General features: G+C 66.2%; 19 protein-coding genes. All 19 read left to right on the top strand.

Going from position 1 to position 17,642, the window contains the following annotated elements; all coding sequences use genetic code 11:
* Positions 1-9: 9 nt before the first annotated feature.
* Entirely contained in the window at positions 10-663 is a 654-nt protein-coding gene (locus RM532_RS00380) for a flagellar hook assembly protein FlgD (protein ID WP_311651103.1), read from the top strand.
* Positions 664-682: 19 nt separating this feature from the next.
* On the top strand, positions 683-1,897 hold the full coding sequence (flgE, locus tag RM532_RS00375; protein ID WP_311651101.1) for a flagellar hook protein FlgE: 1,215 nt from the start codon (positions 683-685) through the stop codon (positions 1,895-1,897).
* A complete protein-coding gene (locus RM532_RS00370; protein ID WP_311651100.1) occupies positions 1,897-2,637 on the top strand; it encodes a flagellar basal body rod protein FlgF in 741 nt (246 codons plus the stop codon). The genes flgE and RM532_RS00370 overlap by 1 nt, the downstream gene beginning before the upstream one ends.
* 23 nt (positions 2,638-2,660) lie before the next feature.
* Complete coding sequence (gene flgG, locus RM532_RS00365) at positions 2,661-3,446, top strand: flagellar basal-body rod protein FlgG (RefSeq protein WP_311651099.1); 786 nt, start codon at positions 2,661-2,663, stop codon at positions 3,444-3,446.
* On the top strand, positions 3,443-4,117 hold the full coding sequence (flgH, locus tag RM532_RS00360; protein WP_311651098.1) for a flagellar basal body L-ring protein FlgH: 675 nt from the start codon (positions 3,443-3,445) through the stop codon (positions 4,115-4,117). The genes flgG and flgH overlap by 4 nt, the downstream gene beginning before the upstream one ends.
* A 12-nt stretch (positions 4,118-4,129) precedes the next feature.
* Positions 4,130-5,245 (top strand): flagellar basal body P-ring protein FlgI, encoded by a 1,116-nt coding sequence (locus RM532_RS00355; protein WP_311651097.1) that lies wholly within the window; start codon positions 4,130-4,132, stop codon positions 5,243-5,245.
* A 2-nt stretch (positions 5,246-5,247) separates the two neighbouring features.
* On the top strand, positions 5,248-6,120 hold the full coding sequence (gene flgJ, locus RM532_RS00350; RefSeq protein ID WP_311651096.1) for a flagellar assembly peptidoglycan hydrolase FlgJ: 873 nt from the start codon (positions 5,248-5,250) through the stop codon (positions 6,118-6,120).
* A gap of 15 nt (positions 6,121-6,135) precedes the next feature.
* The gene (gene flgK, locus RM532_RS00345) at positions 6,136-8,013 is read left to right on the top strand and encodes a flagellar hook-associated protein FlgK (RefSeq protein ID WP_311651095.1); all 1,878 of its coding nucleotides are present in this window, start codon (positions 6,136-6,138) and stop codon (positions 8,011-8,013) included.
* A 3-nt stretch (positions 8,014-8,016) separates the two neighbouring features.
* The gene (flgL, locus tag RM532_RS00340) at positions 8,017-9,201 is read left to right on the top strand and encodes a flagellar hook-associated protein FlgL (protein WP_311651094.1); all 1,185 of its coding nucleotides are present in this window, start codon (positions 8,017-8,019) and stop codon (positions 9,199-9,201) included.
* A gap of 151 nt (positions 9,202-9,352) precedes the next feature.
* On the top strand, positions 9,353-10,486 hold the full coding sequence (locus RM532_RS00335) for a flagellin (RefSeq protein ID WP_311651093.1): 1,134 nt from the start codon (positions 9,353-9,355) through the stop codon (positions 10,484-10,486).
* An 87-nt stretch (positions 10,487-10,573) separates the two neighbouring features.
* Positions 10,574-10,915 carry a flagellar protein FlaG gene (locus RM532_RS00330; protein WP_311651092.1) on the top strand — a complete coding sequence of 114 codons (342 nt, stop codon included), beginning with the start codon at positions 10,574-10,576 and terminating at the stop codon, positions 10,913-10,915.
* Positions 10,916-10,949: 34 nt separating this feature from the next.
* Positions 10,950-12,326, top strand: coding sequence for a flagellar filament capping protein FliD (fliD, locus tag RM532_RS00325; protein ID WP_311651091.1), 1,377 nt, complete (start codon positions 10,950-10,952; stop codon positions 12,324-12,326).
* Between the two features lie 63 nt (positions 12,327-12,389).
* Positions 12,390-12,785, top strand: coding sequence for a flagellar export chaperone FliS (fliS, locus tag RM532_RS00320; protein WP_311651090.1), 396 nt, complete (start codon positions 12,390-12,392; stop codon positions 12,783-12,785).
* Positions 12,782-13,102, top strand: coding sequence for a hypothetical protein (locus tag RM532_RS00315; RefSeq protein WP_311651089.1), 321 nt, complete (start codon positions 12,782-12,784; stop codon positions 13,100-13,102). Before fliS ends, RM532_RS00315 begins: the two co-directional genes overlap by 4 nt.
* Positions 13,099-13,644, top strand: a complete 546-nt coding sequence (locus tag RM532_RS00310) for a PilZ domain-containing protein (protein WP_311651088.1) — start codon at positions 13,099-13,101, stop codon at positions 13,642-13,644. Before RM532_RS00315 ends, RM532_RS00310 begins: the two co-directional genes overlap by 4 nt.
* Positions 13,645-13,698: 54 nt before the next feature.
* Positions 13,699-14,337 (top strand): LuxR C-terminal-related transcriptional regulator, encoded by a 639-nt coding sequence (locus RM532_RS00305; protein ID WP_311651087.1) that lies wholly within the window; start codon positions 13,699-13,701, stop codon positions 14,335-14,337.
* Between the two features lie 143 nt (positions 14,338-14,480).
* Positions 14,481-15,797, top strand: a complete 1,317-nt coding sequence (rpoN, locus tag RM532_RS00300) for an RNA polymerase factor sigma-54 (RefSeq protein WP_311651086.1) — start codon at positions 14,481-14,483, stop codon at positions 15,795-15,797.
* A gap of 48 nt (positions 15,798-15,845) precedes the next feature.
* Entirely contained in the window at positions 15,846-17,204 is a 1,359-nt protein-coding gene (locus RM532_RS00295; RefSeq protein WP_311651085.1) for a sigma-54 dependent transcriptional regulator, read from the top strand.
* Between the two features lie 108 nt (positions 17,205-17,312).
* Positions 17,313-17,636 carry a flagellar hook-basal body complex protein FliE gene (gene fliE / locus RM532_RS00290; protein WP_311651084.1) on the top strand — a complete coding sequence of 108 codons (324 nt, stop codon included), beginning with the start codon at positions 17,313-17,315 and terminating at the stop codon, positions 17,634-17,636.
* The last annotated feature ends 6 nt before the right edge of the window (positions 17,637-17,642 follow it).

The raw sequence follows: 17,642 nt of genomic DNA, 5'->3' as shown, positions 1-17,642 counted from the left end.
GATCCCGACATGGACGTCAGCGCATTGCAGTCTCTCGGTCTCGGATCGGCCTCGACCGGTGCCGCCGGGAGCAAGAAGGACATCGGTCAGGATCAGTTTCTCGAACTGATGCTGGCCCAGATGAAGAATCAGGATCCGCTCAAACCGATGGAAAACGGCGATTTCCTCGCCCAGCTGGCTCAGTTCAGCACCGCCACCGGCGTGTCCGAACTCAAGACGGGTCTCGACCGGCTGGCCGAATCGCTATCGGTGGACAAGGCGCTGACGGCAGCCAATCTGATCGGCCGCGATGTGCTGGTGGCAAGCGATACGCTTGTCCATGACGGTGGCGGTGCCGCCGGCTTCTTGGACTTGTCGGCGGCCGGCGCCGTGCGCATCGATATCGTCGACGCCGCGGGCCAGACCATGCGCACCCTAGATCTGGGCACCCGTGCTGCGGGTCTGGTCTCGTTCGAATGGGATGGTCTCGACAATGCCGGTGCCGAATTGCCGGCCGGCAGTTACAGCGTCCGGGCGTCTGCCCGGGACGGCGAATCCGAGCACGCACTGCCGGTACTCGCGGTCGGCCGGGTCGACAGCGTGGACCTGTCCGGTCCCGACCTGAACCTTCATACCCTCACCCTCGGCAACGTCGCACTAGGCGACGTACGCCGCATTCTCTAGAAATCACGAGGAGCACGTCATGAGTTTCCGAATCGCCCTCAGCGGCCTCAATGCTGCATCGTCCGATCTGAACGTCATCGCCAACAACATCGCCAACGTCGGCACCACCGGCTTCAAGGCTTCACGCGCGGAGTTCGCGGATGTTTTTGCCAACAGTGCCCAGAGTCTCGGGACGTCGCGGATCGGCAGCGGCGTGCGGGTATCCGACGTGGCGCAGCAGTTCGGCCAGGGCAACATCGAATTCACCGAAAACGCGCTGGATCTGGCGATCAGCGGTGACGGCTTCTTCACGCTCGACGATAACGGCAGCCAGGTCTACAGCCGGGCCGGGGCGTTCAAGGTCAACCGCGATGGTGAGGTGGTGAACAGCCTGGGGCAGTCCCTGCAGGTTTTCCCGGCGCTGGCTGGCGGACGTTTCGATACCGGCTCGCTGACCTCATTGCGTCTGTCCTCCGCCGACAACGCGCCGGCGGCGACCACCGGTCTGGACGTGGAGGCCAATCTGCCGGCATCGGCAACTGCTCCGGCACTGGCGTTTGACGCAACGGATCCGGAGACTTTCAATCACACGACTTCCGCGACCGTGTACGACTCCCTCGGTGCGGCCCATGCCGCCACTCTCTACTTCGTCAAGGGTGCAGCGCCCAACACCTGGGACGTGCACACCGCCATTGACGGCAATCTGGTCGGCGGCGCCAACACCATTACCTATGACAGCAGCGGTGCACTGACCACGCCGGCCAACGGTGAAATCGTGCTTCCGACCTACACCCTGGCCAATGGCGCGGCACCGCTTGATATCACCCTCGAAATGGGGGCCTCCACGCAGTACGGCGAATCCTTCAGCGTGGCCAGTCTCACCCAGGACGGCTATGCGACAGGCCGTATCACCGGCATTGAAGTGACCCAGGAAGGTATTGTCCAGGCGCGTTATTCCAATGGTCAGTCCAACGCACTCGGTCAGGTTGCCCTGACCCGCTTCGCCAATCCGCAGGGTCTCGAACAACTGGGTGACAGCACCTGGGGCTCGACGTTTGCCGCCGGTGAGGCCCTGCGGGGCAGCGCGGGGAGTTCCGATCTCGGCCTCATCCAGTCGGGTGCTCTGGAAGGTTCCAACGTCGACCTGACCGAGCAACTGGTCGAGATGATTACTGCCCAGCGCAACTTCCAAGCGAACTCGCAGATGATCTCCACGGCCGACACCATTACCCAGACCATCATCAACCTCCGCTGATGGACCGCGCGCTCTTCATTGCCATGACCGGGGCCAGCCAGACGCGACAGGCCCTGGGCGTGACCACCAACAATCTCGCCAACGTGTCCACCGCGGGCTTCCGTGCGGAACTGGCGGCGGCCGGCAGTGCCCCTGTCGCCGGCGCTGGCTGGGCCACCCGGGTGAATGCCGTCGGCAGCGCCGGCGGCTTCGACGCCCGGGCGGGCGGTGTCGTGAACACGGGCCGGGCGCTGGATATTGCCCTGCGCGGTGACGGCTGGCTGGCGGTACAGGCGGACGACGGCACTGTCGGTTATACCCGGGCCGGAAATCTGCAGGTCAATGCCCTCGGGCAACTGGCCACGGCCGCCGGTCACCCGGTTCTAGGCGATGGCGGGCCGGTTGCCGTGCCGCCTCACGACGACCTGGCCATCGGTGACGACGGCACCGTGTCGATCGTACCCACTGGCGCCGGCCCGGATACACGGGCGGCGGTGGCCAGGCTGCAGGTGATCGAGGCCGGACCGGAAACCCTGATGCGCGGTGCTGATGGTCTGTTCCGCCTGCGCGAAGGGGAGGCGGCCCTACCCATGGCCGGCGACAGCGTGATCCCCGGTGCGTTGGAGCAGAGCAACGTGAATGCCACCGAAGCCCTGGTGAGCATGATCGAGCAGTCGCGCAAGTTCGAGATGCAGGTGCGGATGATGCGCACCCTGGAAAACAACGCGGAAGCCGGCGCGCGCCTGCTCCGCCAGACCTGACGCCTCGCAAGGAGTCGCAAGCCATGGATTCATCCCTCTGGGTCGCCAAGACCGGCCTCGATGCGCAGCAGACGCGCATGACCGTCATTTCCAACAACCTGGCCAACGTCAATACCACGGCGTTCAAGAAAGGCCGCGCCGCCTTCGAGGATCTGCTCTACCAGAACATCCGCCAGGCGGGTGCCCAGGTCACGCAGAACAGCGAGGACCCCACCGGCCTGTCGCTGGGTACCGGCGTGCGGGTGCTTGCCACCGAAAAGCTCTACGCCCAGGGCAACGTGGTGCAGACCGAGAATTCGCTCGACGTCGCGATCGACGGGCGCGGTTTCTTCCAGGTGCTCCAGGCTGACGGCACCACCGCCTTCACCCGGGACGGCAGCTTCCGTGTCGATTCCCAGGGGCAGCTGGTCACGGCCGCGGGTCTGGCCCTGGAGCCGGGTATCACCGTGCCGCAGGGCGCGCAAAGCATCTCCATCGGCCAGGACGGCACGGTCAGCGTACAGCTGCCCGGTCAGGCGGCAGCGCAGCAGATCGGCGCGCTGCAGCTGGTGGACTTCGTCAACCCGGCCGGGTTGCAGGCGCGCGGGCAGAATCTGCTGATCGAGACCGGTGCCAGCGGTCCCGCCACGCCCGGCACCCCGGGGCTCAACGGCCTGGGTTCGCTCAACCAGGGCGCGCTGGAGTCCTCCAACGTCAATGTGGTGGAGGAACTGGTCAACATGATCGAGACCCAGCGGGCCTACGAAATGAACTCCCGGGCGATTTCCACCGTGGACGACATGCTCGCCTATCTGAGCAACAACCTGTGACCATCCGGCTTCACTGGCGCGGGATCGCGCTGATCGGTCTGGTCGCGGTGTCGGCCGGTTGTGCCACCGCGCCCCCGGAGAAACCGCCGGGCGTGATTGCGCCACCGCCGGCGGCCGCCAGCACGCCGGGCGCGATCTACCAGGCAGGTCAGGGTCTGTCGCTGTTCCAGGATCGCCGGGCCCGCCAGGTCGGGGATACCGTGACCGTGTTGCTGGCCGAAAAGACCAGCGCGCAGAAGGCTGCCGCCACCACCACCTCGAAGGAAGGCGGCATCAGCCTGGCCAATCCCACGCTTTTCGGGCGCGAGGTGATGGACGACGGGCGCCCGCTGCTCAACGCGTCGGTGGACGGCAGCCGCAGCTTTGACGGCAGCGGCGCCAGCAGTCAGAGCAATCAGCTGGATGGCCGCATCACCGTGACCGTCACCGAAGTGCTGGGCAACGGCAATCTGGTCATCGCCGGCGAGAAATGGCTCACGATCAATCAGGGTCGCGAGTACATCCGGCTGGCCGGCGTGATCCGGCCCGATGATGTTCTGCCGGACAACACCGTGCCCTCGGCGCGCGTGGCGCAGGCGCAGATCAGTTACAGCGGCAAGGGTGCGCTCGCCGACAGCAACAGCCAGGGCTGGCTGCTGCGGGTCTTCAATTCGCCCTGGTTTCCCTTCTAGAGGATGGCCAGCATGACGATACGTATTCCCGTCCGGGTTCTGTGTGCCGCCTTCCTGGCGCTGGTTGTCCAGCCGGCCACGGGTGCCGAACGCATCAAGGATCTCGCCAGCGTCGAGGGTGTTCGCAGCAACCCGTTGATCGGCTATGGCCTCGTGGTGGGGCTGGACGGGACCGGTGATCAGACCACCCAGGCACCGTTCACCCTGCAGAGCCTGCGTGCGATGCTCAGCCAGCTGGGCGTGGTGATCCCCCCCAACGTGAACCCGCAGCTGCGCAACATCGCGGCCGTGGCTATTCACGCGGATCTGCCCCCCTTCGCCAAGCCGGGTCAGAAGATCGATATCACCGTGAGTTCCATCGGCAATGCCGACAGCCTGCGGGGCGGGAGCCTGCTGATGACCCCGCTGCGCGGCGCCGATGGGCAGGTCTACGCCATGGCCCAGGGCAACATGGTAGTTGGCGGCGTGGGCGCCAGCGGCAACGACGGCAGCAGCGTGTCGGTGAACATCCCGAGCGCCGGCCGGATTCCCGGGGGTGCCACGGTGGAGCGGGCCCTGCCGAACACCGTGAGCGAGGGCGGGGATATCCGCCTGGACCTGCACACCGCGGATTTCACCACCGCCAACCGGCTGGTCCAGTCCATCAATGCAGCGCTGGGTGCCGATGTTGCGCGGGCACTCGACGCCGTGACCGTGGCGGTGCGCGCGCCCGGCGAGCCCGGTCGGCGGGTGGCATTCATGGCAGAGCTGGAGAACATGCGCATCGATCCGGGTGAGCGCGCGGCGCGTGTGGTGGTCAACGCCCGTACCGGCACTATCGTGATCGGACAGCATGTGCAGGTGTCGCCGGCGGCAGTCACGCACGGCTCGCTGTCGGTCACCATCCAGGAAGATTTCGGTGTCAGCCAGCCGGCGCCGTTTTCGGATGGCCAGACCGTCGTCGTACCCGATTCCCGTATCGAGATTGCCCAGGAAGGCTCCAACATGTTTCTGTTCGAGCCCGGCGCCACGCTTGAGGACATCGTGCGCGCGGTCAACCGCGTAGGCGCCGCCCCCAGTGATCTGATCGCGATCCTCGAAGCCCTGAAGCAGGTCGGCGCGCTCCGGGCCGAGCTGGTCGTGATCTGACCATGGCTACCCATGGCCTGAATGCGCTTGCGGCGGCGCCGCGTCCGGATTCGGGTGCGGCAGCCCAGCGTGAGGCTTTGGCGAAAGCGGCGCGCGAGTTCGAGAGTCTGTTCATGCAGATGATGCTCAAGAGCATGCGGGCCACGGAATTCGGCAACGACCTGATGGGCGATAGCGGTGGCGTCTATCGCGACATGCTGGACCAGACGTTCGCCGCCGAGGTCGGCGGCGCCCAGGGGCTGGGTATTGCCGACATGATGCTGCGCCAGCTGGGTGGCGATCATCCGTTGCCCCCCGAGTCCCCGCGCGGGCCGAGCGGGGCGCTGCCCCGTTTCGACGGCACCGCCGCAATTGGCGGGGCCATGTCGGTCCGGCCGGCCGATGACGCGTTCGCCGACGGGCCGGAAGCCTTTGTTTCCCAAATGCTGCCGCACGCCCGCCGCGCCGCGGCCGAACTGGGATTGTCTCCCGACATCCTGCTTGCCCAGGCGGCCCTGGAAAGCGGATGGGGGAATGCGCCCACCGGTGGTCACAACCTGTTCGGGATCAAGGCGGATACTGCCTGGCAGGGCGGCAGTCGTGCGCACGTGACCCGCGAATTCCGGGACGGACGTATGGTCACCATCGAGGCCGCGTTCCGCGCCTATGACGATGCCGGCGAGAGTTTTGCCGACTATGTCGAGTTTCTCAATCAAAACCCGCGCTATGGCGCGGCACTTGACCATGGCGGCGATGCCGACGTCTTTCTGTCGCGCCTCCAGTCTGCCGGATATGCCACGGATCCGGCCTATGCCGACAAGGTGCGGCGGATTCTGCACAGCGACCGGTTCCAGCAGGCGATGGCGCGTGCTGGCGATGGTGCCGCTGCGTTATGACAAGGATGAACATTCATGCCTGACCTTCTCGGTATCGGTACATCCGCGCTCAATGCCTACAAGCGGGCGCTGGACACGACCGGCCACAACATCAGCAATGCGACGACGCCCGGCTACACTCGTCAGCAGACCGGCTTCGTCTCCCAGGTGCCCGCGGGTACCGGGATCGGTAGCGGGGTCCGCTCCACCGGTGTGGAGCGGCTGCTCAGCGAAGCGATCAATCAGCGTCTGACCTTCGACGCCGCCACTCTGGGGCGGCTGGAAACGCTGGAAACCAGCGCGCGGCGCATCGATCAACTGTATTCGGACAGCGGGATCGGGTTGGCCAGCGACCTGGATGCCTTCTTCAACAGCTTGTCGCAGCTGGCCAGCGATCCCGCGTCCGGCGCGGTACGCAGCGAGGTTCTGGGGTACGCCGAGTCGCTGGCTGCCGGCTTCAACCGGGCCGGGGGGGAACTGGCCCGGCTTGGCGAGGAGGTGGAAGCGGGGCTCGCCCAGGCGGTTGCCGACATCAATCAGCTCGCCCGCGATATCGCCGATATCAACGACAGCATCGTGCGTGCCCGCGGCAGCAGCGGTGGGCAGCCGCCCAATGATCTGCTCGATCAGCGCGACCGTCTGATCAATGAACTGGCCGGTCTGGTCGACGTGCGGACCGTGGATGCCGACGACGGCAGTCGTAACGTGTTCATCGCCGGTGGCCAGCCGTTGGTACTGGGGGCAGAGGCCAACCGGCTGGCGTTGCAGGCCGACCCCTACCAGGCAGAGCGTTCACGGCTCGTTTTCGATGCCGGTGGTCAGGCGCTGCCCGTGGGCGATCAGATCAGTGGTGGACGGGTTGCCGGGCTGTTAGGTAGTCGCACCACGCTCGATGCCGAGGCGGGCCGCCTAGGCCGGCTGGCGGCGGCGATTTCCCTCTCGATCAATGCGGCCAACGCCGGTGGGGTGGATGCGGCCGGCCAGCCCGGGGGCAACATCTTCACCGTGCCGGTCGTGGACGTGCGCGGCCACGCCGACAACGGTGGCAGCGCCGATGTGGCCGTAGGCTACGCCGACGTGGGTGATCTGACCGGCCGTGGCTATGTCCTGTCCTTCGATGGCAGCGCCTGGCAGCTTGCGGATGCGGTCACCGGGGCCGGCGTCGCGGTTGCCGGCACCGGCACACCCGGCGATCCACTGGTTGCGGACGGCCTGAGTCTGACGATTTCCGGCAGTCCGGCGGCGGGCGACCGATTCCTGATCCGTTCGACCCAGGATGCGGCCGCCGACATGGGCGTGGCGCTGACCGATACCACCGGCATCGCCGCCGCCGGTCGCCTGCGCGTGGCCGCTGACACGGGGAATCCCGGCAGTGCCACCGGGAGCGTCAGCGTGCTGGACGCGGCGGATGCGGCGCTGGATACCCCGACCACCATCAGCTTCACCAGCGACACCGAGTACACCGTGGGTGGCGCCGGGCCCTTCACGTATGACGCAGCCACCGGCATCACGGCCAACGGCTGGCGGGTGATGTTCGGTGGCGCGCCCGAAGCCGGTGACGTGTTCAACGTGGGTCCGACCGGGGCCAACAGCGGCGACAACCGCAATGCGCTGGCGCTGGCCGCCGTGGGCAACGCGCCGTTGCTGGCGGGCGGCACCCGGACCCTGTCCGCGGAGAATGCCGAGATGATCGGTGCGGCCGGCAATCGGGCCCGCCAGCTCGGTCGTCAAACCGAGGCGGCTGCGGCCGTCAACCAGCAGAACGTGGCCGAGCGGGAAGCCGTCTCGGGCGTGAACCTGGATGAGGAGGCCGCGGATCTGCTGCGTTTTCAGCAGGCCTATCAGGCCGCCGCCCGCATTATTGCCGTGGCCGACGAGACCTTTCAGACACTGCTGGCCGCGGTGGGGAGATAACGCATGCGTGTATCCACCATGGGCCAGTTTCAGCAGGCCCTGAACCAGATGCTGAGGCTGCAGACCGAGACGGCCCGCACGCAATTGCAGGTGGGCTCCGGCCAGCGTCATCTCAGCGCGGCCGATGACCCGGCGGCGGTGGCCGGGGCGACCCGCCTGGACACCACGCTGGCCGGGATGGCCCAGTTTGCGGAGAACGCGAACCTGGCCCGGCAGCGCCTGCAGATGGAGGAGTCGGCGCTAAACGATGTCGCCGACGTGCTGCAGCGGCTGCGCGAACTGGCTGTGCGTGGCAGCAACGATACGCTGGCTGACGACGATCGCGCGGCGGTGGCGGCGGAAGTTCGCTCGCTGCAGGATCAGTTGCTGGGTCTGGCCAACAGTGCCGACGGGCGCGGCCGCTATCTGTTTGCCGGCAGCGCGGATGCGGCCGCGCCGTTCGCGAAGACGCCCGGCGGCGGCGTGACCTACTTCGGAGATGATCTGGCCCGACAGGTGCCGATCGATGCCGCCCGTACCGTTGCCGACGGCGATACCGGCAGTGACGTCTTCCTGCGCGTGCCCGCCGGCAACGGCACATTCAGCGTGGCCGTGCAGACCGCCAATACTGGTGGTGGCTATCTGCGCAACGCCCAGGTGGCGGATGCGGCAGCCTACGATGGCGGTGACTACACCATCGGCTTTAGCGACGGCGGTTACACCGTCACCGACAGTGCCGGTGCGACGATCGCTTCCGGCTCCTATACCGCAGATCAACCCATTTCCTTCCGTGGGCTCAGCCTGACGTTCAATGGCAGCCCCGATGACGGTGATGCGTTCAATCTCACCGCCAGCCGATCCGCGAGTCTGTTCTCGATGGCCGGTGATCTGGCGGAGGCCCTGTCCACCGGCACGCCCGATGCGGCGCGCCGTACGGCTATGGTCGGGTCGCTTTCCGACCTTGATGGCGCGCTGAATCACATACAAAACCTGCGTACCGGCGTCGGGGTCCGCCTGCAGGCGCTGGATCGCAGTGACGCGGCACGCGAGGGCATGGCGCTCGAACTCGAGGCGTCTCTGTCAGACCTGCGTGACGTAGACATCGCCGAAGCCGCCACCCGCCTGAGTATCCAGAGCACGGCGCTGCAGGCCGCGCAGAATGCGTTTGTCCGGGTGCAGGGGCTCTCTCTGTTCAATTTCCTTCGATAATTTCAAGAAATCGCTAAAAGCGGGGCGGCACCGTCCGTTATGCCATTCGCAAGGCGACCTGAGTACCTCAACCGAAGTACCAGCCGCCGCCTGAACGAGGACGCCGGGACACTACTAGCCGACGTCAGACGCATTCAACGGAGAACCTGTCATGCAAGTCATCAACACCAATCTGATGTCGCTCAACGCCCAGCGGAACCTGTCGAGCACCGGTTCGGATCTGGCCACGTCGCTCGAGCGGTTGTCGTCGGGTCTGCGCATCAACAGCGCCAAGGACGACGCCGCCGGTCTGGCGATTTCGGAGCGTTTCACCACCCAGATCCGGGGCCTGGACCAGGCCGCGCGTAACGCCAACGACGGCATTTCCCTGGCGCAGACCGCCGAGGGCGCCCTGGTGGAAATTTCCAACAACCTGCAGCGCGTCCGCGAGCTGGCGGTGCAGTCCCGCAACGCCACCAACAGCGCCAGCGACCGGGAGGCCCTCAATACGGAAGCCCAGCAGCTGGTTGCCGAAATCAACCGCGTTGCTTCCCAGACCAGTTTCAACGGCGTCAAGCTGCTGGACGGCTCCTTCGCCAACCAGGAGTTCCAGGTCGGCGCCAATTCCGGCGAGACCATTTCGATCAGTTCGGTCGTCAACGCCAACGCCACCGCGCTGGGTAGCTACGACCGCGCCGAAGTCACCGGCGCCGCCGCCACGGATTTCAGTGCCATTACCGCCGGTGATCTGGAAATCAATGGCGTCAGCGTCGGTGGTATTGCCGCCGATTCCAGCGCCACCGAGCGGGCCGGCTCCATCCGCGATGCCGTCAACTCGGTGTCCGACCAGACCGGCGTCTACGCGGTCAATGACACCGCCACTACGGTGACCCTGGTGTCGGCCGATGACATCGTCATCAACCATGCCGGTGCCACCTCCACGGCGGCCACCACCGGTCTGACCGCGGCCACGGCGACTGCCGCAACCTCGACCGGCTTCGCGAGCCTGGATATCTCCAGCGTCGGTGGTGCCGACACCGCCATGCAGTCGATGGACGCGGCCCTGCAGGCCGTGAACTCGGCCCGCGCTTCGCTGGGCGCCATCCAGAACCGCTTCGAGTCGGTGGTCTCCAACCTGCAGACCTCTTCGGAGAATCTCTCGGCGGCCCGCAGCCGTATTCAGGACGCGGACTTCGCCAAGGAGACGGCCGCCCTGACCCGGGCACAAATCCTGCAGCAGGCAGGTACCGCGATGCTGGCCCAGGCCAACTCGGCACCGCAGAACGTGCTCTCGCTGCTTCAGTAAGGCGGGGGTCGAGGTGACAGCCCCGGGGCGGCAGGCGACAAGTCTGGTGCCCCGGGGCTTTGGCCGTTCACGTTGAGGTAACGACGCATGACTGATTCGATCGAACCGCTGGCCGCAACCGACTGGCATCGGCCATGGCGCGACCCGCGCCCGCTACAGAACGGCCCGCTGGCAGCGCCCAAGGCTGGCGCCGGGCCGGCCGAGTCCGAACTGGCACTGGGATCTGCCGTGGCCATGATCAACGCCGATCTGGTCGGCCGGGATACCGCGCTGCGCTTCCAGATGGATGACACCCTCAATCGGGTGATCGTGTCGGTGATCGATGAACAAACGGGTGACGTCCTGCGGCAGCTGCCGCCGGAAGAAGTACTGAGCGTGGCTCGTCGTCTGGCGGCGGGGGATGCCCGTCTGCTGGACGCGATGGCCTGAACGTAAACAGACCTAATCGCAAGGAGAATTCGGCATGGCGGGAATCAGTTCGATGGGCATCGGATCCGGGCTGGACATCAACGGCATCGTGCAGCAGCTGGTCGCCGCCGAGCGCTCCCCGGTGGAGCAGCGGCTCACCCGTCAAAAGTCCGATATCGACGCCCAGATTTCGGCGCTGGGCACGTTCAAGGCGGTGGCGTCGGGGCTGGATGACGCGCTGGCCGGTCTGGTTGACGGCGACGCCTTTGGCGCCCGGCTGGCGACTTCCGCCAATGACGAAATCCTGTCGGTTTCGGCGGCCGACGGCGCCGCCCCGGGCCGTTACCAGGTCGAGGTGCTGGCGCTGGCATCGACTCAGAAACTCGCCTCGGGCGGCTTCGCCGATGGCGGCGCTTTCGTAGGCACCGGTTCATTGACCATCGCCTCCGGCACCACGGACTTCACCGTCGCCATCGATGAAACCAATGCCAGCCTTGCCGGCATCAGGGATGCGATCAACAACGCGGCCGACAATCCGGGTGTACGCGCCTCGGTGATCCAGGGTGACGATGGCGCGCACCTCGTGCTTACCGCCGCGGCAGCCGGCACCGGTAACACGATGACGGTCACTGCCAGTGGCGGTGACGGTGGACTTGCCGCACTGACCTACCCGCCCGGTGCTGGCAGCGACATGAGCGAGATAAGTGCCGCTGCGGACGCTCAGGTACGCGTCGACGGGATTCTCCATACCGCCAGTGACAACAACATCGATGGCGCGCTCGACGGGGTGACCCTGTCGCTGTCGAAGGCAGCGCCCGGCGAGTTGATCGACGTTGCCGTGCGTGCTGACGACGAGGCTGTGATCGACGCCGTGGCGGCGCTGGTCAACCGCTACAACACCTTCAATGCGGCCATTAGCACCGTGACACGGGCGGACCCCAGTGGTGATCGTAGCGGTGCGCTGGTAGGTGATGCCATGCTGCGTGGTGCCGCGCAGAGCATGCGCCGCATCCTCGGCGATACCCGGGTCGATGGCATTGGCACCCTGGCGGATCTGGGCATCACCACCGCGCTGAACGGCACGCTGAGCCTCGACAAGGCGGCACTGGGCAGTGCTCTGAACAGCGATCCCGATGCCGTGCGTGCCGCCCTGACAGGCAGCGCCGGCATGGCCGGCGCCATGAGCGCCGGTCTGCAGAGTTATCTCGGCAGTGACGGCCTGATCGAAGGCCGCAACGAGGGGCTGAGTGGGCGCCTCGAGGATATTGCGGATCGCTCGCGCGATCTGGACCGCCGCATGCAGAGTCTGAACGCCCGCCTTACGGCGCAGTTCACCGCCCTCGACAGCCTGGTGGCGCAGATGCAGTCCACCGGCAACTTCCTTACCCAGCAACTGGCTGGACTGCCCGGCGTCAATCGGGGCGACGGCTAGAGCCTAAGACTCTCTTGTCCCCCGCCGGTCGGCCGATAATTCCGTTACCCAAGGAGACCACTCATGAATGCTTTTGCCGGCGCCGCCCGTCAATATCAATCCGTCGCCGTGGACGCCCGCGTGGAGCAGGCCAGCCCCCGCAAGCTGATCGGCCTGCTGCTGAATGGAGCAGCCCAGAAGCTGGCCGAGGCCCGCGGCTGCATCGAGCGCGGCGACATCGCCGGCCGCGGTGCCGCGCTGAGCCGGGTGCTGGCTATTCTCGGCGAGCTGCGGGCCAGCCTGGACTTCGAGTCCGGCGGCGACATTGCCCGGCAGCTGGAGGCGCTCTACGACTATCTGTCGCGGCGGGTGCTGCTGGCCGGCAGTCGCTCGGATCTGACCGGACTCGGAGAAGTGGGTGATCTTCTCGCCGAGATCCGCGTGGCCTGGCAGGACATGCCGGTGCCGGCCGATTCATGAGCGCGGCAGTGCTGGTCGAAGCGAACCGGGCCCATGGCGACATGCAGGCGGCACTGATTGCGGGCAATCATGAGCAGGCGCTGGCTTGTCTGACGGCTCGCGATCACGCGCTGCATGCCATGTTCCGGCCCGGCAGTCCGGTGTCCCGGACGGACGCGATCAAGCTGGCAAGCAGGATTCGCGCAGATGACGCCGCCGGTCTGCCGGACCTGTTGGCCCGCCGCGACGCGGTGGCTGCGGAACTCCGTCAGCATCAGCGAAGTCGCGGTGCGGCACGTGGTTATCGGGATGTCGAAGCGGACACTGCCCGCTCATGAGCGCTGCTGCCGAAGGGCCGGTGTGCACCATGGCGTTGCCCATGCAGTGGGTGCCGCGCGCCGGGGTCACGGACACGATGCAGACGGACTCCTGCTATCGACGCAACCTGCGCTTGCTGGAAGTGGTGGCGAGCCTGGAGGCATCGCAGGAGGATGCCGGTGACGACGGTAATCCTGTCACCCACCGGCTTAGCCACAAGCTGGATCTGCTGATGGAAATGGTCAGTGTGCTGATCAGCGATCGCTCGCCGCCGCCGCCCCGGGTGCCGCTCACGCTAACCCGTTCGGGGGCGAGCTGGTCGACACCGTCGCCGCCCGCCGTGAGTGAGCTCCTGGATATCATCATCCGCCTGCATCCCGATCTGGCCTACGATCTCCGCGCGCCGGCCCGTATCGAAGAATGCGAGGATGAGGCAGACCAGTTCCGAGTGCATGCCCGGTTCGAGTGGACGGGAGATCTGCTGGCGGCCTGGGAGCGCTGGATTTTTCGGCAGCATCGTCGTGCGGTGGCCCGCGAGCGGTCCGCGCCGCCGGTTGATTAACCGCAACGGGATTGTGATTTGACGGACAAGGCAAACGGGAATGGCCGAGGGGACATGCGGGTTGGTCTGATCGACGACGAGCGCCTGGTCCGCGCCGGACTGCGCTGTCTGCTGGAACCATTGCCGGCCGTGGTGGTGGTTGGTGAGGCGGAAACCGTCGATGAAGCCCTCGCTCTGGCCGAGGTCCAGGCCCCGGATATCCTGTTGCTCAATACCGGTATTGCGGCTGATGCCGGGGTGCACCTGATCGAGCGGTTGCGTTGTGATCATCCGGGCATCGCGCTGCTGGTGGCGCGCGGTGCCCGGCCCGGTGCCGAAGTGCGGCAGTTGTTCGAACGCGGAGTGGCCGGTGTCCTCGGGCGCGCCTCCGCGCCCGAAGAGCTCGGCCTCGCCCTGGATACCCTGGCTCGCGGTCAGCTGTATGTCAGTCCGGATATTTCCGGCCGCATGGTCTCCAAGTTCACCCGCCGCAACGGCGGCACGGAACCCCGCGAACCCCGTTTCACCAATCGCCAGCGCCAGATTCTGCGTTGCCTGGGCCGTGGTCTCACCAACAAGGAGATCGCGGCGGACCTGGGTATCAGCGTCAAGACGGTGGAGACCCATCGCGCCCGGGTGATGCGGGCGCTGGGATTTCGTCGTGGCCACCAACTCCTGCAGTTCGCCATCCGCCATTTCGACGCTGACCGCTGACGGCGATCCGTCGCGGATGTCAGGAAAAACCTGACAGAACGCGGAACTCTCCTGATACGTCCCTGCCGGTCGGGCGTCGATATCCCTGTTGGGACCAAAAAACCGTCGCGGCGCCCGTCACGGCGGGATAACAGGAGACGACAATGCGTCAGACCATGGCAGTTCGCCTGAGCCAGCAGCTCACCATGACCCCGAGACTGGTGCAGTCCATCCAGATGCTGATGTGGTCGGGTCTGGAACTGGAGCAGCAGCTGCGTGCGGCGCTGGACACCAACGTCATGCTCGAGGCGGACACCGCCGAGGACGATGCCTCCGCGACGGGTGACGATGACAACTGGGAGCGGCCCCAGTCCGGGCATGGTGAAGCACCGGATATCGAGGACAGGCCTGTCATGCCGATGGCCCGGCTCATGGACCAGCTGCCCGGTGCCTTCCCCGCACCCGGTGAGCTGGCGATGGCCGTAGCGATTCTCGACCGGGTTGACGATGCCGGTTATCTCGCGGCCGACCTAGCGGATATCGCCGCCGATGACCCGAGCTGGTCCGTGGCCGAGCTGGAAGCGGTGCTCACACGTGTCCAGCGGCTGGAGCCGGCAGGTATCGGGGCCCGCACCCTCGCCGAATGTCTGACCTGCCAGCTGGAATCGCTTCCGCAAAATGAGCCGGGGCGGGTTGTTGCGCTTGTTCTGGTCGCCGATCACCTGGCCACGATCCCGACTTCCACCAATGCCGATCTGGCGCGAGTGGTCGGCGTGACGGCCGACGAGATCGCCACGGCGCTCGCTCTGGTTCGCAGTCTGGACCCCAAGCCGGGAGCGGAAACGAGCATCGCGGAACTGCGTGTGCCGGAACTGCGCGTCGAAGGCGATGGCAACGACTGGCATGTCCGGCTGCTGGAAAGTGATCGCACGCAACTGCGGGTCAACGCCGCCTACGAAGGCTGGCTGCAGGGCTGCGGCGAGAGTCGTGGCGCCAGCGCGATGCGTGACCAGTTGCGGGAAGCCCGCTGGCTGCTGCGCAGCGTGGCCATGCGACGCGACACCCTGTTGCGCACGGCCGAGGCCATCTTCGCGCGCCAGCGGGATTTCCTGGATCGCGGTGAAACCGCACTGCGTCCCATGACCCTGCGCGAGATCGCCGAGGCCATCGATATGCATGAGTCGTCGATCTCTCGGGTGGTCCGCAACAAGACCGTCGAGACCCCGCACGGCACCTTCGACCTGCGGTACTTCTTTTCCGCCCAGGTGGGCGGTCAGGCCTGTGAGGGCGTCTGCGGCAACGGTGTGAAGGCGATGGTGCAGGACATGATTGATGGCGAGGATCGAGCCCGCCCGCTGTGCGACGGCGATGTCGCGGCCGCGCTGGCACGGCGCGGTATCAAGGTGGCCCGGCGAACCATCGCCAAGTATCGCGGACTGCTGGGCATACCGCCTGCCGCCGAGCGCATTGCCGCCTGTTAGGCCAGCCGTTCTGCTCTAGAAAAATTACATAACCAGGCCGAATCCTTTATGAGTCACGCCCGTATTCTGATCATCGACGCCGATGCCGATCGTGCCGCCAGCCTGGCGAGCGCCTTCGAATTCATCGACTATCAACCCGTCCGCATCAACACGCTGGCCGATTTGCCGTCAGGCGCGGCGCGACCGCGCGACTGGGTTGCGGTGGTGCTGGGTCGTGCCGGCGACGATCGTTTGATGCCGACCGTGGCCGGATGGCTGCGGGCTGACCCCCGGCATCCCCCGGTGCTGTTCCTGCCGGAACAGACGGGGGCCGATCTCGATCTGGAGCCCGAGGCATGCTGGCGTATCGGCACGCCTATCCGTTATCAGGAACTGGCCGACATCCTGTGCCGGGTGGATGCCCGGCGGCGGCGCGAGGCCCAACGCGATCGGGTTCCCAGCGGCATCACCGGGGACGTTCCGACCATGCGCCGGGTTCGTGAACTGGTCAGCCAGGTTGCCGGCCACAACGCCACGGTTCTGATTCGCGGTGAATCGGGCACCGGCAAGGAGCTGGTGGCCCATGCCGTGCACGAGCAATCCCCGCGGCGCGAACGTCCGTTCGTGGCCGTCAACTGTGCGGCGATTCCGTCCGAGTTGCTGGAATCGGAACTGTTCGGCCACGAAAAAGGGGCCTTCTCGGGTGCCATCAGCCGTCGCGAGGGCCGCTTCGAAATGGCCGAAGGCGGCACGCTGTTCCTCGACGAGATCGGTGACATGAGCCTGCCCATGCAGGTGAAGGTGTTGCGGGTGCTGCAGGAACGTAGCTACGAGCGTGTGGGTGGCAACGAGCCACGCAGTTGTGATGTCCGGCTGATTGCCGCCACGCATCGCGATCTGGAAGCCATGATCAAGCAGGGCAGTTTCCGCGAGGACCTTTACTACCGCCTGGACGTATTCCCCATCGAACTGCCACCGCTGCGCGAACGGCTTGCGGATCTGGGCATCCTGATTGACGAGATCAACCGGTGCCACCGCGCCAATGGCCGGGCCTCGGTCACCCTGACACCGGCGGCGCTGGCAGCACTGGGCACGGGGGCATGGCCGGGCAACATCCGGGAGCTGTCGAACCTGCTGGAACGGCTTGCGGTGCTGTATCCCGACGAACACGTCGACGAGGACCGGTTGCCGCCGCGTTATCAGCGCCGCACCGAGCCGGGTACAACGCCGAAGGCGCCCGCCACCCTGCCGCCGGAGGGCATCGACCTGAAAGCGCACATGGCCAGCGTGGAGGTATCGCTGATCCAGGCAGCGCTCGACAAGACCAACGGCGTGATCGCCCATGCCGCGGATCTGCTGCACCTGCGGCGCACCACGCTGGCGGAAAAGGTCCGCAAGTACGATCTGCAGTCATCGGGCGCGACGTAATTCCGGCGCACCAGCCGAGACGTTTATATAACTAATTGATTCTAATCAACCTAGTCTGCGGCACGGGGCTTGCAACAAGTCTCCGGGGAACGGATCGAGAGCCTTGAGATGACCCGAATCGATGTTGATAGCGTGCTCACGCAGATGCGGAATCTGCGTGCTGCCGCGGGCGGTCCCGAAACCGGCGCCGGCGTTGCCGGCGCGGCACATACGGGCTTCGGCGACGTACTTCGCAATGCCCTCGCCGAGGTCAACCGAACGCAGTCAGAGTCCTCGACGCTGAAGACGGCGTTTGAAATGGGGGACGACTCGGTGTCGCTGTCCGAAGTCATGCTGGCCAGCGGCAAATCCCAGGTGGCGTTTCGCGCCGCTACCGAAGTTCGCAACCGCCTGGTCAGTGCGTACCAGGACATCATGAACATGCCGGTATAGCGTGGC

The sequence above is a fragment of the Spectribacter hydrogenoxidans genome, assembly GCF_031846275.1.
GTDB classification, from domain to species: Bacteria; Pseudomonadota; Gammaproteobacteria; order Nevskiales; family Salinisphaeraceae; genus Spectribacter; species Spectribacter hydrogenoxidans.
The sequence above is the reverse complement of the archived record's forward strand: the minus strand, read 5'-3'. Positions and strand labels throughout refer to the sequence as shown.

What these genes read in the sequence shown, in the direction of transcription:
- RM532_RS00380 (WP_311651103.1), top strand. Translation starts at nt 10, where the DNA reads ATGGACGTCAGCGCATTGCAGTCTCTCGGTCTCGGATCGGCCTCGACC.
- flgE (WP_311651101.1), top strand. Translation starts at nt 683, where the DNA reads ATGAGTTTCCGAATCGCCCTCAGCGGCCTCAATGCTGCATCGTCCGAT.
- RM532_RS00370 (WP_311651100.1), top strand. Translation starts at nt 1,897, where the DNA reads ATGGACCGCGCGCTCTTCATTGCCATGACCGGGGCCAGCCAGACGCGA.
- flgG (WP_311651099.1), top strand. Translation starts at nt 2,661, where the DNA reads ATGGATTCATCCCTCTGGGTCGCCAAGACCGGCCTCGATGCGCAGCAG.
- RM532_RS00355 (WP_311651097.1), top strand. Translation starts at nt 4,130, where the DNA reads ATGACGATACGTATTCCCGTCCGGGTTCTGTGTGCCGCCTTCCTGGCG.
- flgJ (WP_311651096.1), top strand. Translation starts at nt 5,248, where the DNA reads ATGGCTACCCATGGCCTGAATGCGCTTGCGGCGGCGCCGCGTCCGGAT.
- flgK (WP_311651095.1), top strand. Translation starts at nt 6,136, where the DNA reads ATGCCTGACCTTCTCGGTATCGGTACATCCGCGCTCAATGCCTACAAG.
- flgL (WP_311651094.1), top strand. Translation starts at nt 8,017, where the DNA reads ATGCGTGTATCCACCATGGGCCAGTTTCAGCAGGCCCTGAACCAGATG.
- RM532_RS00335 (WP_311651093.1), top strand. Translation starts at nt 9,353, where the DNA reads ATGCAAGTCATCAACACCAATCTGATGTCGCTCAACGCCCAGCGGAAC.
- RM532_RS00330 (WP_311651092.1), top strand. Translation starts at nt 10,574, where the DNA reads ATGACTGATTCGATCGAACCGCTGGCCGCAACCGACTGGCATCGGCCA.
- fliD (WP_311651091.1), top strand. Translation starts at nt 10,950, where the DNA reads ATGGCGGGAATCAGTTCGATGGGCATCGGATCCGGGCTGGACATCAAC.
- fliS (WP_311651090.1), top strand. Translation starts at nt 12,390, where the DNA reads ATGAATGCTTTTGCCGGCGCCGCCCGTCAATATCAATCCGTCGCCGTG.
- RM532_RS00315 (WP_311651089.1), top strand. Translation starts at nt 12,782, where the DNA reads ATGAGCGCGGCAGTGCTGGTCGAAGCGAACCGGGCCCATGGCGACATG.
- RM532_RS00310 (WP_311651088.1), top strand. Translation starts at nt 13,099, where the DNA reads ATGAGCGCTGCTGCCGAAGGGCCGGTGTGCACCATGGCGTTGCCCATG.
- RM532_RS00305 (WP_311651087.1), top strand. Translation starts at nt 13,699, where the DNA reads ATGCGGGTTGGTCTGATCGACGACGAGCGCCTGGTCCGCGCCGGACTG.
- rpoN (WP_311651086.1), top strand. Translation starts at nt 14,481, where the DNA reads ATGCGTCAGACCATGGCAGTTCGCCTGAGCCAGCAGCTCACCATGACC.
- RM532_RS00295 (WP_311651085.1), top strand. Translation starts at nt 15,846, where the DNA reads ATGAGTCACGCCCGTATTCTGATCATCGACGCCGATGCCGATCGTGCC.
- fliE (WP_311651084.1), top strand. Translation starts at nt 17,313, where the DNA reads ATGACCCGAATCGATGTTGATAGCGTGCTCACGCAGATGCGGAATCTG.